Origin of the sequence: Streptomyces sp. NPDC005551 (assembly GCF_042871785.1) — a bacterium.
Lineage (GTDB): Bacteria > Actinomycetota > Actinomycetes > Streptomycetales > Streptomycetaceae > Streptomyces.
The window spans coordinates 117537-134086 of record NZ_JBIAJE010000008.1 but is presented as its reverse complement, the minus strand read 5'-3'; the positions used below and the strand labels follow the sequence as shown (position 1 = coordinate 134086).

Genomic DNA, 16550 nt, shown 5'->3' with positions numbered 1-16550 from the left:
GGTCCAGCCCTCACGCCGGGCGCACGACGCTGTGGACCGACGACTCGCCGCCGTGGTGGAGCGGCTCCTCGCGGACGTGGGCACCCGGCCTCGGGGCGTGGATCAGCATCCCGTGGCCGGCGTAGAGCCCGACGTGGCTGCTGTCGTCGTCGAAGAAGACCAGGTCACCGGGGGCGATCTCGGAGAGCGGGACGCTGGTGCCCGCGTCGGCCTGGTCCCGGACGGTGCGGGGCAGAAAGACACCGGCGGCCATCCACGCGGCCCGCGTGAGACCGGAGCAGTCGTACGAGTCCGGACCCATGGCGCCCCAGACGTACGGCTTGCCGATCTGCGCCCGGGCGTAGGCGAGCACCTTGCCGGCCGTGGTGGCCCGGGGCGGGTCGTTCGTGGGGAGCACCGTGTCGGCCGTGGTGGCCCGGGGCGGGTCGTTCGTGGGGAGCACCGTGTCGGCCGTGGTGGTCCAGGACGGGTCGTTCGTGGGGAGCACCGTGTCGGCCGTGGTGGTCCAGGACGGGTCGTTCGTGGCGAGCACCGTGTTGGCCGTGGTGGCGTACGAGGGGGCGTCCGCCGTGCCGTCCGGGCCGTCGGCCGGGGAGCCCGGGTCCTGCCGGGCGGGCGCCTCCGGGCGCTGCTTCTCCTGAGCGGTCTGCTGGCGGGCCGGCTCCTCGGTCCTGCGCTCCGCGGCCTCCCGCTGCCGCTCCTCGACCGACGTGAGCCGCGCCTGCTCCGCGGCGGTGAGCTGCGCGAGCAGTACGCGGGCGTCGGCGAGCTTCCGCTGCACCTGCGCCTTGGCCGACTTCAGCGTCCGCTGCGGGACGGCCGGTTTCGCCGAACCCCCCGCGGCCTCGGGCCCCTTCCGCACCCTCGCCGCCTGCTCGGCGGTGTGGCCGGCCGGCAGGAGGGGCGCGGCGTCGGAGACGGCGGCCCCGGTGCGGGACAGGGTGACGGCGTACGGAACCGGTTCCGCGCGCGTGGTGCCGGGCCTCCCGGTACGGCCGGCCGTGTCGTCGCGGGGGGTGTCGTCCCGCGTGCGCGGCTGGGAGCTCTTCCCCCTTGCCCCGGTGTACCGCTGGGCGGCCGTCCCGGCCTGGTGATAGAGGTCGTCCACCTTCTTCCGGACTTCCTCGCGACTCGGCTCGGAATCGGCCGAGGGTGCGGCGTTCGCGGTCTGCGAGAGCAGGGCCACGGAGGTGAGGGCCGCCGTGGCGAGACCCGGGACCCGTGCGCCCGCTACGCGCGTCACTGCGGGACGCGTGGTGCGTTGCGACGCCAAGAGAGGCGACTCCTTCCATGATCCGCCTACCGGGTTAGCTGTCGGGTTCGGGCGGGTGGCTCGGAAGGGTTGCCCTACGGTCCTCGCCCGGACAGGCGGTCGGACCGATTCACCCCGAAGATCGGTGGGTCCCCGGTTCCGGCTGCCGCGCGGGCGCGCCGGATTCGGCGGAGGCCGCGCGGCCCGGCGTCGTTCGCCGGTTGGGTCGGGCGGCCTGACCGGCACGTTAGCCAACTCGTGTGGCTTCTGTGAAGGTTGATGGCCGATATGCCCGATACGTTTTCGTGACCTTCTTTCCGGGGGCCGCTTCGCGCCGTCGGACGACTCGGTGTCCGGACGGTCCGCGCGGTCCGCGTGACGTGGCGTGCGTCTCGTCCGCGCCGGTCACCCCAGGTGACGACACGGACCCGGAGGGCGAGGCGGAGTCGGGCCATGGGCTCCAGGCAGGGAGAACGCGTCCGGCGGGCAGCCTCCGGGGCGGCACCGGAGGTGGTCCGTCCGCTTTCGGGAGGCCGGTGGAGTTCCCGGCGTGGCCACGGGCTGTCAGTGGGGCGGCCTAGACTCGGATGGCGATGAGCAGCCTCTTTGACGACAGCTTCCTGGCGGACCTCAAGCCCTCCGGGGCCCACGGGGAAGAGCCCCCGCCGCCGCCCGAGGACGGGACGCCGGAGCAGCTTCCGGACGACCTGTTCGGCGGCCGTTTCGACGTGCCCCCGAGCCGGGACGCGTACTACCGCGACGGTGCGGCGCGCCCCGCCGTGGACCCGGCGGCGCTGCTGGACGGGCTGAACGAGAACCAGCGCGCGGCCGTGGCGCACGCCGGCTCGCCGCTGCTCATCGTGGCCGGTGCCGGGTCGGGCAAGACCCGCGTGCTCACGCACCGCATCGCGTATCTGCTGGGCGAGCGGCACGTGCACCCCGGCCAGATCCTCGCGATCACCTTCACGAACAAGGCCGCGGGCGAGATGAAGGAGCGCGTCGAGCAGCTCGTCGGCCCGCGCGCCAACGCGATGTGGGTGATGACCTTCCACAGCGCGTGCGTCCGCATCCTGCGCCGCGAGTCGAAGCGGCTCGGCTTCACCTCGTCGTTCTCGATCTACGACGCCGCCGACTCCAAGCGGCTGATGGCCCTGGTCTGCCGCGACCTGGACCTCGACCCGAAGCGCTACCCGCCGAAGTCGTTCAGCGCCAAGGTCTCGAACCTGAAGAACGAGCTGATCGACGAGGAGGACTTCGCCGCCCAGGCCGGCGGGGCCTCCCGGACGGAGTCGGGGGGAGGTTTCGAGGAGACCCTCGCTCAGGCCTACGCGCTCTATCAGTCGCGGCTGCGCGAGGCCAACGCGCTCGACTTCGACGACCTGATCATGACGACGGTCAATCTGCTGCGCGCCTTCCCGGACGTGGCCGAGCACTACCGCCGCCGCTTCCGCCATGTCCTCGTCGACGAGTACCAGGACACCAACCACGCGCAGTACGCCCTCGTCCGCGAACTCGTCGGCACCGCCGAGCACCCGGTGGACGTGCCGCCGGGCGAGGACGACCTGCCGCCCGCCGAGCTGTGCGTCGTGGGTGACGCCGACCAGTCGATCTACGCCTTCCGCGGCGCGACGATCCGCAACATCCTCCAGTTCGAGGAGGACTACCCGGACGCGACGACGATCCTGCTGGAGCAGAACTACCGCTCCACCCAGACGATCCTGAGCGCCGCGAACGCGGTCATCGAGCGCAACGAGTCCCGCCGCCCCAAGAACCTGTGGACCAACGCGGGCGCGGGCGCGCGGATCACCGGCTACGTCGCCGACACCGAGCACGACGAGGCCCAGTTCGTCGCCGACGAGATAGACCGCCTCACGGACGCGGGCGAGGCCAAGGCGGGAGACATGGCCGTCTTCTACCGTACGAACGCCCAGTCCCGTGTGTTCGAAGAGGTGTTCATCCGCGTCGGCCTGCCGTACAAGGTCGTCGGCGGCGTCCGCTTCTACGAGCGCAAGGAGGTCCGCGACGTCCTCGCGTACCTGCGCGTGCTGTCGAACCCGGAGGACTCGGTCCCGCTGCGCCGCATCATGAACGTGCCCAAGCGCGGCATCGGAGACCGGGCGGAAGCCATGATCGACGCCCTCGCCCAGCGGGAGAAGATCAGCTTCCCGCAGGCACTGCGCCGTGTCGACGAGGCGTACGGCATGGCGGCCCGCTCGACGAACGCCGTCAAGCGGTTCAACACGCTGATGGAGGACCTGCGGACGGTCGTCGAGTCCGGCGCCGGCCCGGCGACGGTCCTGGAGGCCGTCCTCGAACGCACTGGTTATCTCGCCGAGTTGCAGGCCTCGACGGACCCGCAGGACGAGACCCGGATCGAGAACCTCCAGGAACTCGCCGCCGTGGCACTGGAGTTCGAGCAGGAGGCCGGCGAGGGCGAGACCGCCGGCACCCTCGCCGAGTTCCTGGAGCGCGTCGCCCTCGTCGCCGACTCCGACCAGATCCCCGACGAGGAGGACGGCAACGGCGTCATCACCCTGATGACCCTCCACACCGCCAAGGGCCTGGAGTTCCCGGTCGTCTTCCTCACCGGCATGGAGGACGGCGTCTTCCCGCACATGCGTGCGCTCGGCCAGACCAAGGAACTGGAGGAGGAGCGGCGCCTCGCGTACGTCGGCATCACGCGCGCGCGTGAGCGGCTGTACCTGACGCGTTCCTCCATGCGCAGCGCCTGGGGCCAGCCTTCGTACAACCCGCCGTCCCGCTTCCTGGAGGAGATCCCGGACGCGCATCTGGAGTGGAAGCGCACGGGAGGCATGGGCCCGGTGGCCGCGGGCCCCGTCTCGGGTGTGGCGGCCTCGCTCTCCTCGTCGCGGTCGCGGTCCGCGGCCTCCGGCGCGTCCGGTTTCGCGACGCGCCGAGGTGTCGCCGAGAAGCCGGTGGTCTCCCTGGCCGTCGGCGACCGGGTCACCCACGACCAGTTCGGCCTCGGCACGGTCGTCGGCGTGAAGGGCACCGGCGCGAACGCGGAGGCCACGGTCGACTTCGGCGAACCGAAGCCGAAGCGGCTGCTGTTGCGGTACGCGCCTGTCGAGAAGCTGTAGGGAAACCCGGCGCGTCCGGCGTCCAAGGGCCCGGCCCGGGCCTCACCGCCGGGGCCTCACCGCCCGGGGCGCCCGCGCGGGGACAGGTGCGGCGCAGAGGGGTGGCGCAGAGGGTGCCCGCAGGGTGCGCCTCAGCGGACGCGCGGCGATGGGGCTCGGGGGACGCGGAGCGGGGTCGGCCTCAGGTGGGGTCGATGTCGTGGCTGCGCACCCACGACAGCGGGTCGATCGCCGAGCCGCCCGCCGGACGGACCTCGAAGTGCAGGTGCGGGCCGGTCGAGTTGCCGGAGTTCCCGGAGAACGCGATCGGGTCACCGGCCTTCACGACGGTCCCCGACGGGACCTTGTACGTGGACAGGTGGCAGTACCAGGTCTCCGTACCGTCCTTGGCGGTCACGATCGCCATGTTCCCGTACGCGCTGTTCCACTGCGTCCGTACGGTGCCGTCGGTCGCGGCCATCACCGTCGTGCCGTAGGAGACCGGGAAGTCGATGCCCGTGTGCACGGACATCCAGTTGATGCCCGACTGCCCGTAGTAGGCGCTGAGCCCCTTCTGCGCGACCGGCAGCGAGAACTTGGGGCGCAGCCGCTCCTTGCGGGCCGCGTCCTCCGCCGCCTGCTTCCTCTTCGCCTCCTGCTCGGCCTTCAGGTCGATGCGTTCCTGCGTCCGGCTCGCCCGGTCGGCGAAGTCGTCGGCGTCGGCGGAGAGGTTCGCGAGCTGGGTGTCCAGCTGGTTGTTCGCGGCGGACGGCTTCACGGACGTCGTCTCCGGAGCGGCGGCCGTCGTCTCGGTGTTGTCGTCCGCGCTCACGCTCACGACGGAGGCGGCGGCGATCCCCGCGACGCCCATCACGCACGCCGAGGGCACGGCCACCGTCAGCAGGGCGGAACGCCTGGCCGGGGCGCGGCGCCGGGAACGGCTCCCGGAGCGCGATGCCGAACGCGAACCTGGAACGGGCCCGGCCGCTTCCGGGGCGGTCTCCTCGACGCCGTCGAGAAGCAGCGACTGCGATTCCTGGTCGTCCTCGCCGTCGCCCGCGTCGAACTCGTCGGCAGGGCGGCCTGCTTGGTCGTACTGCACCTGCTCGAAGGTGGCGGTCGCCTGCTGGTCGAAGGGCACGGCCTGCGGCTGGTCGTACGTCTCCGACGACGAAGCGGCCCGGTCGTACGTCTCGTACGCGTCCTGGCCGCCGTCGCCGTTCCACTGGGTGGCGTCGTACGCACCCGTGTCGAGCGGCTGCGTGCCCCACTGCTGGGTGTGGTCGCCCTGGTCGTCGAGGGGGTTGGCGGGCGCGGCCTGGTTCCAGGCGGTCGCGTCCCACTGGCCGGAGGAGTCCTGACCCTGCGACTGCGCGGGAATACCGCCCAGTTGCTGGTGGCCGCCGGCCCAGTCGGTGGTGTCGTAACCGCCGGTGTCGTACGCGGCCTGGTGCTGCGCCGCGTACGGGTCGAAGCCCGGTGTCGCCTGGTGTGCGCCCGCGAGGGGGGAGGAATCGCCGTTGGCGGACCACTGCGTGGCGTCGTACGACCCGGTGGCCGCGCCCGGGTCGGAGCCCGGCATGTCACCGAACAGCGGGTCGGTCGCGAAACTCGCGGTCTCGTAACCGCCGCCCCCTGATTGAAATCCGGTGGCGGGGTACCCGTCGTACATGGTGAAGTCGCCGTACGGGGCGTCCTGGTGGCCGTACGGCGCATGGTGCGCCTCGGCGGCATCGGGAGCCGGAGCCGGGGGGGTAACGGTCCCCGACGGGTGACGGTCGTTCACCAACTTCTCTTTCGCCTCGACAACAGGGGCTGGCAGAGCAGTGCGGCGACTGTACCCGGCGGTACGCGGGCGCGACAATCTTCGGCAGGTTTCGTGCTGGCGGGAAACGGGCATTCGGCCGTGTTTCGGGGGACTGCAGGCACGACCTTGGCCTGGCGTTCGATGAATGTTCGATATCAGGCGACCGTCAGGCCCTCGGCGCGGCCGTCCGCGGGGGCTTCCGTCTCCTCGATGTCGAGCGCCTGGCGTATCCCGGCCGCGACCGCCGGGTGGACGGGAAGCGCGAGATGTCCGACGCCGCTCACCCGCACGTTCTGCCCGAGCAGGTCCGGATGGTCGACGCAGGCCGTCTCCAGCGGGTCCATCAGCTGGTCGAGATCGCTCCAGAAACCCACGAAACGCGTACGGCAGCCCGGCGCGGGCAGCCGCAGTTCGCCGATCACGGGCGAGTCGGGGCGCATCTGGCGGACGATCGGGTGGGCGTTCATCAGCGGAGCGACCCGGGTGCCCGAGTGCGGCGTGCCGAGCGTGACGAGGGTGCGCACACGGTGGTCGCCACCGAGGCGTTGCACGTAGTAGCGCGCGATCAGGCCGCCGAGGCTGTGCCCGACGATGTCCACCCGAGCGTGGCCCGTGCGCTCGCAGATCTCCTCCACGTGCCGCCCGAGCAGCTCGGCGGCGGTGCGGATGTCACACGTGAGCGGGGAGTAGTTGAGCGACTCGACGCGCTGTCTGCCGTGCAGGGCGAGGCTGCGCCGCAGCAGCACGAAGACCGAGCGGTTGTCGATGAACCCGTGCAGCAGCACCACCGGGGGTTTGGTGCCGCCCGGCAGCGTGGCGGTGTCCGGAGGCGGGAGCGGCGGGGCGGCCCGGCGCTCCTGGGCGATGCCGGACGGATAGAGGAGCAGATGCCCGGCGAGGATGGTGATCTCCAGGGCCGTCGCCTTCAGGAGAGCCGTCGAGAGTCCGGCCGGGCTGCCGGGGAGGATGCGCCGGCAGAGAGGAAGAAGGGGTCGCACTGCCCAGGTGGCCTTCATGGCCGACCTCCCGTCGGCACGCCGGAGGACGCCTCTGTCCCCCGTGTGCCCTCGTGGAAAGCCGTGGTGCGGTGGGTCGGTGGTGGCCGGTGGCCTCCGCCGCGCCCCGCTCGCGGCGCCGTGGTGCGGCGACCCGAGTCGGCTCTCCTGTCGCGCGCACCCCTCCGCGGCGTGTGCCCCAGGTCCCCGGAGGTCCCCGCGGCGCGTGTGCCGCGGAAATCCGAGACGAGCGCGGCGAACGTGTCCCACCGTGTGATTTCCCCCTCGGTCTCCACCGTGAAACTGCCGGGTGCGGGATGCTGGCGATAACGTTCGTTCACTTCCCCGGTCCGTGCGGCGCGGGGCACCGGGTTGTGTAGTCGGTTCATGGAGGCAGTGATGGGTGTGGCAGCCGGTCCGATCCGCGTGGTGGTGGCCAAGCCGGGGCTCGACGGCCACGATCGCGGGGCCAAGGTGATCGCGCGTGCGCTGCGCGACGCCGGTATGGAGGTCATCTACACGGGACTGCACCAGACCCCGGAGCAGATCGTGGACACGGCGATCCAGGAGGATGCCGACGCGATCGGACTCTCCATCCTCTCCGGCGCCCACAACACGCTCTTCGCGGCCGTGATCTCGCTGCTCAAGGAGCGCGAGGCCGAGGACATCAAGGTCTTCGGCGGCGGCATCATCCCCGAGGCGGACATCGCGCCCCTCAAGGAGAAGGGTGTCGCGGAGATCTTCACACCGGGCGCGACGACGGCGTCGATCGTGGACTGGGTACGGGCCAACGTGCGGCAGCCGGCGGAGGCGTAGCGCGTGCGGCGGCCCGCGGGGGCGTAGCGCTTCCTGGGCGGGATGACGGAGCGCGGGTGCGGGGTGCCGTCTTCGACGACCTGCGCGAGCCCTGCACGCACCGTCGCGCCCCCGGCGCCGGGTGCGGGCTCCCGCTGGGGTGCGCCGGACGCCCGTGCCGGGTGCCCGGAGCCGGCCGCGGGGTGCCCGGTCACCGGGACGGCTCCGTGAGCTCCGCCGACATGGTGGCTCGCAGCCGCAGGGTGGTAGTGAGGCGCTGGAAGGCCTCGGCCCAGTAACCGCCTGCCCCCGGGGAGGCGTCCTCCGGCTCGTCCGGTATCGCGGTGAGGCCCTCCAGACGCCCCGCCTCCCCGGGATCCAGGCACCGCTCGGCCAGCCCCATCACCCCGCTGAAACTCCACGGATAGCTGCCCGCGTCCCGCGCGATGTTCAGCGCGTCCACGACGGCCCGTCCGAGCGGCTCGCTCCACGGCACCGCGCACACCCCGAGCAGCTGAAACGCCTCGGACAGCCCGTGCGTGGCGATGAACCGCGCCACCCACCCGGCCCGCTCGGCGGCGCCCAGCGTCGCGAGCAGTTTCGCCCGCTCCGCCAGCGACACCGCGCCCGGGCCGCCGGCCTCCGGGGCGGACGGCGCGCCGAGAAGCGCCCGCGACCAGTCGGGGTCCCGCTGCCGCACGGCCGCCCGGCACCACGCCCCGTGCAGCTCCGCCTGCCAGTCGTCCGTCACCGGCAGCGCCACGATCTCCTCCGGCGTACGCCCCCCGAGGCGCCGGGGCCACGTCCCGAGCGGGGCGGCCTCCACCAACTGGCCGAACCACCAGGACCGTTCCCCCCGGCCCGCCGGCGGCTTGGGTACCACCCCGTCGCGCTCCATGCCCGCGTCGCACTGGTGGGGGGCCTCCACCACGATCGCCGGCTCACTCCGCGTACGGTCCAGCGCGACGCAGGAACCGGCGCGGTCCGCCATCCGCGCGGCGAGTGCCGACGCGGGCAGCGCGGACAGCAGCTCCGCCGCCGTGGCCCGCACGTTGCGGCTCCGGTCGGCCAGCGCCCGCTCCAGGAACGGCTCGTCCGCGGCCTCCAGGCCCGTGCGCAGCGAGTCAAGGAACATCAGGCGGTCCTCCGCCCGCTCCGTCGTCCATGTCGTCGCCAGCAGCTCGCGGGCCGTCGCCGCGTCCTGCGCCCGGATCGCCGACAGGAGCGCGACCCGCTCGGCGAACAGCCCCTCCTCCCACAACTCCCGTATCCGCTCCGGCTCCCCGGGCCCCGGCAGTGACGCGCCGCCGCCGGGTGCGGCGCGCAGCGCGAACCGCCAGTCCGGGTTGAGCCGCGCCAGCCACAGCGCGCGCGGGCCCGCGAAGGCCAGCGCGGCGGGCCGCAGGTCGGTACGGCCCCGGGCGGCGTCCAGCAGCGCGGGCAGCGCCTGCGGCGGCGGGGCGAAACCGCGTGCGTTCGCCAGGGCCAGCCACTGCGGCAGCAGCTCCATCAGGTCGGGCGCCGAACCCCGGCGACCGCCGGACCCCGCGCCGGACCGGTCCGCCAGCAGCAGCGCGAGCCGTCGTGCCGCGGCGGGCGGCAGCGGCGGACGGGGGTCCCGCGCGGCCGGTTCGGGCGGGGCGGCGGCCCGCGCGGGGCGCAGCCCGGCCCGCCGCCGCACGGTCTCCACGGCCGCCGCGTCCAGCAGGGCCGCCGGTGCCTCCCGTCCCGGCGCCCACCCCGGTGGCGTACGCCGGTCGGTCCCCAGCAGCGCGGAGGTGACGAGCTCCTCCCAGGCGTCACCGGCGGGCGCGCCGGCGGAAGCGGCCGTGCTGTTCATGAGCGTCCTTTCGGTGGCCCGCCCGCGACGGGCGGGGAGAGATACGTCGTCAGCACAGAGGCACCGCCTCTCCCCGGCCCTGCGGCCAGGCCGTCAGGGGCGTGAAGCCGCGGTGGCCGCACTCGCCGAAGACGGTGACCGGTGCGCCGCCGGAGAGCGCGGCCAGGCGCCACAGTCCCGGGCGGGAAGCGGCGGACGGGGCCACCGGCAGCGCCAGATCGCCCTCCGCGTCGGCCAGTTGCCAGGAATCGCCGTCCGGGGTCGGTACGACCCTGCCCAGCGTCACCGGGTAGGAGTCCAGCCAGGGGTCGGACCGCAGGGCCTCGCCGTAACGGGCGGTGGCCTCGGGCGTGGTCATGCCCGGCGGGCGTATGTCCGTGGGCGCGGGGGCCGTGAACCGCTCACCCAGCGCCGCCCGCAGCCGGCCGTCACCCGCGTACGCCGAGAGCTCAGCCTCGAAGGCCAGGCCCACCGGCAGCGCCGGCTCGGGTGCGCGGCCCGCCGCCCCGTAGGAGAGAAGCAGCGCGGTGCGGCCGGACCCGGCGCCGTGCAGCCAGATGCGGCGCGTGGTGAGGGTGCCGTCAGCCGTGTCGTACTGGGCGAGGACCAGCCAGTGGTCCCGCACCGGCGGCCCGTCGGCGGAGCCCGGCAGCCCCACCCGGGACCGGACCGTGGCCGCAAGGCCGTCCGGCAGCCGCTCCCGGCGCAGCCACCCCTGGTCCAGCAGATGGAGCAGCGCGCACTCCTCCAGCAGCCGCACCGGCCACCCCGGACCGGACGCCGGGATCGCCCCCAACTCCCGCACCCGGGATGCCAGCCCGGGCGCCTGCGCGTCGACCATGCGGGCCGCCGTCTCCTCCCACATCCCGTACCCCGACTGCTCGGCCCGGGCCAGGCCGCCGCGCAGCAGATCGGTCAGCCGCTGCTCCAGCTCCGCCGCCCCCGCCGTGATCCGTTCGGCCCGGCGCTCCGCCCGGCGCCGCGCCGCCTCCGGATCCCCCGCTGCCGGGGAACCGGACGTCCCCTCCGCCCGCTTCTCGTCCGCGCGTCTTCTCCTCGCCTCCAGCCACTGCTCCGCCCAGTCCGGTGCCTGCCCGGGCGGCACCGCGCCGTCCTCGGCCGTCCAGAGCAGGAGCAGCCCCAGCGCGTGCTTGCACGGGAACTTCCGGCTCGGGCAACTGCATCTGTACGCGGGCCCGGTGGAGCCCGCGAGGTCGACGACCGTCTGATACGGCCTGCTGCCACTGCCCTTGCACAGTCCCCACACCGCCCCCTCGCCCGACCTGCCCGCCTCCGACCACGGTCCGGCTGTCCCGAGCCTGCTCCCCGCCTTGCGTGACGCGACGTCAGGCGCCAGTGCCAGCACCTGATCCGCCGTCCAGCGCACCCCCTGCTGAGTCATGACAACGACGGTAGATCCCGCCACTGACAATCGATCCGGACGAGGGTATCCGCGCAGGTCAGAGCGCATTGTCAGTGGCGTGGTGCACGGTTGAGCCAGATCGAACCGGCCGAGCTGGAGGGGGACCGAGCCATGTCCGTGTCCGTTGACCCGTCGTCCATGAATCCGCCCGCGGGAAAACTCGCGGGGCGGCCCGCGGAGGGGGCGGGCGAGGTGCTGCGGCCGCATGCCGAGACCGCCTTCGCCGCCGAACTCGCCGCGCTGGCCGCGCAGGACGACCGACCGCGGCCGGCCCGCTGGCGGATGTCACCGTGGGCCGTCGCGACGTATCTGCTGGGCGGCACCCTGCCGGACGGCACGGTCGTCACACCCAAGTACGTGGGCCCGCGCCGCATCGTCGAGGTCGCCGTCACCACGCTCGCCACCGACCGGGCCCTGCTCCTGCTCGGTGTGCCGGGCACCGCCAAGACGTGGGTGTCCGAGCATCTCGCCGCGGCCGTCAGCGGCGACTCGACGCTGCTCGTCCAGGGCACGGCGGGGACTCCGGAGGAAGCCATCCGCTACGGCTGGAACTACGCGCAGCTGCTCGCGCACGGCCCCAGCCGCGACGCACTGGTGCCGAGCCCCGTCATGCGGGCCATGGCCGAGGGCATGACGGCCCGTGTCGAGGAGCTGACCCGGATCCCGGCCGACGTCCAGGACACGCTGATCACGATCCTGTCGGAGAAGATCCTGCCGGTACCGGAGCTGGGGCAGGAGGTGCAGGCCGTCCGCGGCTTCAACCTGATCGCCACGGCCAACGACCGGGACCGCGGGGTGAACGAGCTGTCCAGCGCCCTGCGCCGCCGTTTCAACACGGTGGTGCTGCCGCTGCCGGAGAGCGCCGACGCCGAGGTCGACATCGTGTCGCGGCGCGTCGACCAGATCGGCCGCTCCCTCGACCTGCCGGCCGCGCCCGAGGGCATCGACGAGATCCGCCGCGTCGTCACGGTCTTCCGGGAGCTGCGCGACGGCGTCACGGCCGACGGGCGGACGAAGCTGAAGTCCCCGAGCGGCACGCTGTCCACCGCCGAGGCGATCTCCGTCGTCACCAACGGCCTGGCCCTCGCCGCCCACTTCGGCGACGGTGTCCTGCGCCCGAGCGACGTGGCCGCCGGCATCCTCGGCGCCGTCGTCCGCGACCCGGCCGCCGACCGGGTCATCTGGCAGGAGTACCTGGAAGCGGTCGTCCGTGAGCGGGACGGCTGGAAGGACTTCTACCGGGCGTGCCGGGAGGTGAGCGCGTGAGCGTGCCGGGCGGGCCGCCGATCGGGGCGGGGGAGGACGAGCCGGAGGCGGGCGCCTCGGAGGGAACGGGCGTCTCGGCGGGAACGGGCGTCTCGGCGGGAACGGGCGTCTCGGCGGGAACGGGCGCCTCGGTGGCGCCGGACGCCATGGCCACCGTGGTCCCGGAGGCAGGTGCAGGTGCAGGTGCGGGCGCAGGTGCCTCCGCAGGAGAGGGAGGCGGGCCGGCGGGCTCGCGCGGCGGTGGGCCGGCGGGTGCGCGAGGCGGCGGGCTCTCGGGCCGGGGGCGGGGGCCGCTGCTGCTCGGGGTGCGGCATCACGGGCCGGGGTCGGCGCGGGCGGTGCGGGCCGTGTTGGACGAGGCCCGGCCCCGGACGGTGCTGATCGAGGGGCCGCCGGAGGCCGACGCGCTGATCCCGTTCGCCGCCGACGCGGACCTGCGGCCGCCCGTCGCGCTCCTCGCCCACGCCGTGGACGAGCCGGGACGGTCGGCGTTCTGGCCGCTCGCCGAGTTCTCACCGGAGTGGGTGGCGATCCGCTGGGCCGTGGAGCACGGGGTCCCGGCCCGTTTCATCGACCTCCCGGCGGCACACACGCTGGCGTGGGGGAGGCAGGACACGGAGCCGGACGACGCGGCTGCCGAGGCCGGGTCCGGCACCGACGCCCTGCGCGTCGACCCCCTGGCCGTCCTCGCGGAGACCGCCGGCTACGACGACCCCGAGCGGTGGTGGGAGGACGTGGTCGAGCACCGGGGCGGTGCCGGAACCGACGTGTACGCGCCCTTCGCCGTGCTGGCCGAGGCCATGACCGCACTGCGCGAGGCGTACGGGATCGGCGGTCACGACCGGGACCCGGTGCGGGAGGCGCACATGAGGCTCCAGCTGCGTTCCGCACAGCGGGAGTTCGGGGACGACGTCGCCGTGGTGTGCGGGGCGTGGCACGTGCCGGCCCTGCGTGAGAAGCACACCGTCACGGCCGACCGCGCCCTGCTGAAGGGGCTGCCCAGGGTCAAGGCCGACATGACGTGGGTGCCGTGGACGCACCGCCGGCTGTCCCGGGCCGGCGGGTACGGAGCGGGTATCGACTCGCCCGGCTGGTACGGGCACCTCTTCCGCGTCCAGGACCGCCCGGTCGAGCGCTGGTTGACGAAGGTGGCCGGACTGCTGCGCGACGAGGACCGCATGGTGTCCTCCGCGCACGTCATTGAGGCCGTGCGCCTGGCGGACACGCTCGCCGCGATGCGTGGCCGCCCGCTGCCGGGGCTGACCGAGACCACCGACGCCGTCCGCGCCGTGATGTGCGAGGGCTCGGACGTGCCGCTCGCGCTCGTGCACGACCGCTTGGTCGTCGGGGACGTCCTCGGGGAGGTGCCGGAGTCCGCGCCCGCGGTGCCGCTGCAGCGCGACCTCACCCGGCTCCAGCGGCGGCTGCGGATCAAGCCGGAGCCGCTGGAGCGGGAGCTGGAGCTCGACCTGCGCAAGGAGACCGACGCGGCGCGCAGCAGGCTGCTGCACCGGCTGCGGCTCCTCGGCGTCGGCTGGGGCGAGCCCGCCGTGTCGCGGGGGAGTACGGGCACCTTCCGGGAGACCTGGCGGCTGCGGTGGGAGCCGGAGCTGTCCGTGCGGGTGGCCGAGGCCGGGGGGTGGGGCACGACCGTCCTGTCCGCGGCGACCGCCAGGGCCGCGTCGGACGCCGTCGCCGCGGGTTCCCTGGCCGACGTCACGGCACTCGCCGAGCGTTGCCTGCTCGCCGAGCTGCCGGACGCGCTGCCCGTGGTGATGCGCGTCCTCGCCGACCGCGCCGCCCTCGACGCGGACGTCGGGCAGCTGGCGCAGGCACTCCCCGCCCTGGTCCGTTCCCTGCGCTACGGCGATGTGCGCGGCACGGGTACCCAGGCCCTCACCGACGTCGCGGCAGGCCTCGCCGAGCGCGTCTTCGTCGGGCTGCCCCCGGCCTGCGCGGCACTCGACACCGACGCCGCCGAGGAGATGCGGCGCCATGTGGACGCGGTCCACGGAGCCGTGGGTCTGCTGGCGGAGGCACAGGCCGCGGCGCGCGAGACGGCGGAACCGGAAGGGACGCGGGACCAGGGCCTCGTCCGGGACCGCTGGCACTCGGTGCTGCGGGTGCTGTCGGGGCGGGACACCGTGCCGGGGGTGATCCGGGGGCGCGCCGTCCGGCTGCTGCTGGACGGCGGGGAGCTGGAGCAGGACGAGGCCGCCCGGCTCATGGGGCTCGTGCTGTCCCCGGGGACGGCGCCGGGCGACGCGGCGGCGTGGATCGAGGGGTTCGTCGGTGGCGGCTCGGGCGGCGGAATGCTGCTCGTGCACGACGAACGGCTCCTGGGGCTGGTGGACGCGTGGCTGACGGCGGTGCCGGCCGACGCGTTCACGGACGTACTGCCGCTGCTGCGGCGCACGTTCTCGGCGTACGAGACGGGCGTGCGCCGGACGCTCGGCGAACTGGTGCGGCGCGGGCCAGGACCGGGGGCGCGGGTCTCCGCGACCGCGTCGGCGGTACCCGGGTTCGCGGCGGGCCTCGACGCGGAGCGCGCGGACGCCGTACTGCCGGTGCTGCGCCTGCTGCTGGGCTTCGGGGAAGCCGACGGTCCGCCGGGCACCGACGGTTCCAGCGGCACCGACGGTCCGCCGGGCACCGGCGGCTCGTGCGAGGGCGGCGGCTTTGCCGACAGCCCCGCCGGTGGCTCTGGTGGCTCCGGCGGCGATGACGACGACGACCTCAGGGGGGTGGCCTGATGGCCGCGGGAGTGGCGAACGGCGCGGAGACGGGGAGCCGTTCCGGGGCCGGCACGGGGACCGGGGCCGATGAGCGGCTGCGGCGGTGGCGGCTCGTCCTGGGAGGGGACGCCGCGGACGGCACCGGGTGCACGCTCACCGGTGAGGACGCGGCGATGGACGGAGCGCTCGCCGCGCTGTACGGGAAGGGGGGCAGCGCGCGGTCGGGACGGGAGCGCGGAGCGGGGCTCGGAGCGTCGGCGCCGTCCGTCGCGCGGTGGCTCGGGGACATCCGGACGTACTTCCCCTCCTCCGTCGTCCAGGTGATGCAGCGGGACGCCATCGACCGCCTCGGGCTGGCCACGCTGCTCCTCGAACCGGAGATGCTGGAGGCGGTGGAGGCCGACGTCCATCTCGTGGGCACCCTGCTCTCGCTGAACAAGGCCATGCCCGAGACGACGAAGGAGACGGCGAGGGCCGTCGTACGCAAGGTCGTCGAGGACCTGGAGAAGCGGCTCGCCACCCGCACCCGGGCCACGCTCAGCGGCGCGCTCGACCGCAGCGCCCGGATCAGCAGGCCCCGCCACCACGACATCGACTGGAACCGCACCATCGCGGCCAACCTCAAGCACTACCTGCCCGAGTACCGCACGATCGTGCCCGAGCGGCTGATCGGCTACGGGCGGGCGTCCCAGTCAGTGAAGAAGGAGGTCGTCCTCTGCATCGACCAGTCGGGGTCGATGGCGGCGTCCGTCGTCTACGCGTCCGTGTTCGGGGCCGTCCTCGCGTCCATGCGGTCCATCGCCACCCGGCTCGTCGTGTTCGACACGGCCGTCGTCGACCTCACCGACCAGCTCGACGACCCGGTGGACGTCCTCTTCGGCACCCAGCTCGGCGGCGGTACGGACATCAACAGGGCGCTGGCGTACTGCCAGTCGCAGATCACCCGGCCGGCGGACACCGTGGTCGTCCTGATCAGCGACCTGTACGAGGGAGGCATACGGGACGAGATGCTGAAGCGGGTCGCCGCGATGAAGGCGTCGGGGGTGCAGTTCGTGACGCTGCTGGCGCTGTCCGACGAAGGGGCGCCCGCGTACGACCGGGACCACGCGGCGGCGCTCGCGGCCCTCGGAGCACCGGCGTTCGCCTGTACGCCCGACCTGTTCCCCGACGTGATGGCGGCGGCGATCGAGAAACGGCCGTTGCCGATACCGGACAACACGTGAGGAGAGCCTGATACCGGTCATGTATACCCATCGGTAACAGGGGGCTTGCGCAACCTCCGCAGTCCCGTGCGAGTATCGGCACCTTCTTCGAATTCAGTGGTGTGTGCTTCATGTCCTGCACAGCGCCGCCGGAT

Annotated in this window: 10 protein-coding genes and 1 riboswitch; of the genes, 5 read left to right on the top strand and 5 right to left on the bottom strand. The window is 73.8% G+C overall.

The window, feature by feature from the left end:
- Window positions 1–10: 10 nt before the first annotated feature.
- On the bottom strand, window positions 11–1273 hold the full coding sequence (locus ACFYP4_RS23665; RefSeq protein WP_388787810.1) for an NlpC/P60 family protein: 1263 nt from the start codon (window positions 1271–1273) through the stop codon (window positions 11–13).
- Between the two features lie 7 nt (window positions 1274–1280).
- Window positions 1281–1453, bottom strand: a riboswitch (cyclic di-AMP (ydaO/yuaA leader).
- Window positions 1454–1845: 392 nt separating this feature from the next.
- Between ACFYP4_RS23665 and pcrA the strand changes: the two genes are divergently transcribed.
- Complete coding sequence (gene pcrA / locus ACFYP4_RS23660) at window positions 1846–4353, top strand: DNA helicase PcrA (RefSeq protein WP_358852867.1); 2508 nt, start codon at window positions 1846–1848, stop codon at window positions 4351–4353.
- Window positions 4354–4534: 181 nt separating this feature from the next.
- On the opposite strand, the gene ACFYP4_RS23655 is transcribed toward pcrA, so the two are convergent.
- Both ACFYP4_RS23655 and ACFYP4_RS23650 read right to left on the bottom strand, forming a co-directional pair.
- Complete coding sequence (locus ACFYP4_RS23655; RefSeq protein ID WP_388787807.1) at window positions 4535–6232, bottom strand: peptidoglycan DD-metalloendopeptidase family protein; 1698 nt, start codon at window positions 6230–6232, stop codon at window positions 4535–4537.
- A 62-nt stretch (window positions 6233–6294) separates the two neighbouring features.
- Window positions 6295–7155, bottom strand: a complete 861-nt coding sequence (locus ACFYP4_RS23650) for an alpha/beta fold hydrolase (RefSeq protein ID WP_358852869.1) — start codon at window positions 7153–7155, stop codon at window positions 6295–6297.
- Between the two features lie 378 nt (window positions 7156–7533).
- Here ACFYP4_RS23650 and ACFYP4_RS23645 point away from each other — a divergent pair, with 378 nt between their 5' ends.
- Entirely contained in the window at window positions 7534–7950 is a 417-nt protein-coding gene (locus tag ACFYP4_RS23645; RefSeq protein ID WP_358852878.1) for a cobalamin B12-binding domain-containing protein, read from the top strand.
- Window positions 7951–8140: 190 nt separating this feature from the next.
- On the opposite strand, the gene ACFYP4_RS23640 is transcribed toward ACFYP4_RS23645, so the two are convergent.
- Together ACFYP4_RS23640 and ACFYP4_RS23635 are read right to left on the bottom strand one after the other, a co-directional pair.
- Window positions 8141–9769: a DUF5691 domain-containing protein gene (locus ACFYP4_RS23640; RefSeq protein ID WP_358852870.1), complete on the bottom strand. Its 1629-nt coding sequence runs from the start codon at window positions 9767–9769 to the stop codon at window positions 8141–8143.
- A 49-nt stretch (window positions 9770–9818) separates the two neighbouring features.
- Complete coding sequence (locus ACFYP4_RS23635) at window positions 9819–11171, bottom strand: SWIM zinc finger family protein (protein ID WP_358852871.1); 1353 nt, start codon at window positions 11169–11171, stop codon at window positions 9819–9821.
- Between the two features lie 132 nt (window positions 11172–11303).
- On the opposite strand from ACFYP4_RS23635, the gene ACFYP4_RS23630 reads away from it, so the two are divergent.
- The 3 genes from ACFYP4_RS23630 (at window position 11304) to ACFYP4_RS23620 (ending at window position 16416) form a co-directional block, all read left to right on the top strand.
- Window positions 11304–12458, top strand: coding sequence for an AAA family ATPase (locus ACFYP4_RS23630; RefSeq protein ID WP_358852872.1), 1155 nt, complete (start codon window positions 11304–11306; stop codon window positions 12456–12458).
- A gap of 146 nt (window positions 12459–12604) precedes the next feature.
- A complete protein-coding gene (locus ACFYP4_RS23625; protein ID WP_388788210.1) occupies window positions 12605–15211 on the top strand; it encodes a DUF5682 family protein in 2607 nt (868 codons plus the stop codon).
- Window positions 15211–16416, top strand: coding sequence for a VWA domain-containing protein (locus ACFYP4_RS23620; RefSeq protein ID WP_388787802.1), 1206 nt, complete (start codon window positions 15211–15213; stop codon window positions 16414–16416). The genes ACFYP4_RS23625 and ACFYP4_RS23620 overlap by 1 nt, the downstream gene beginning before the upstream one ends.
- Window positions 16417–16550: the final 134 nt, after the last annotated feature.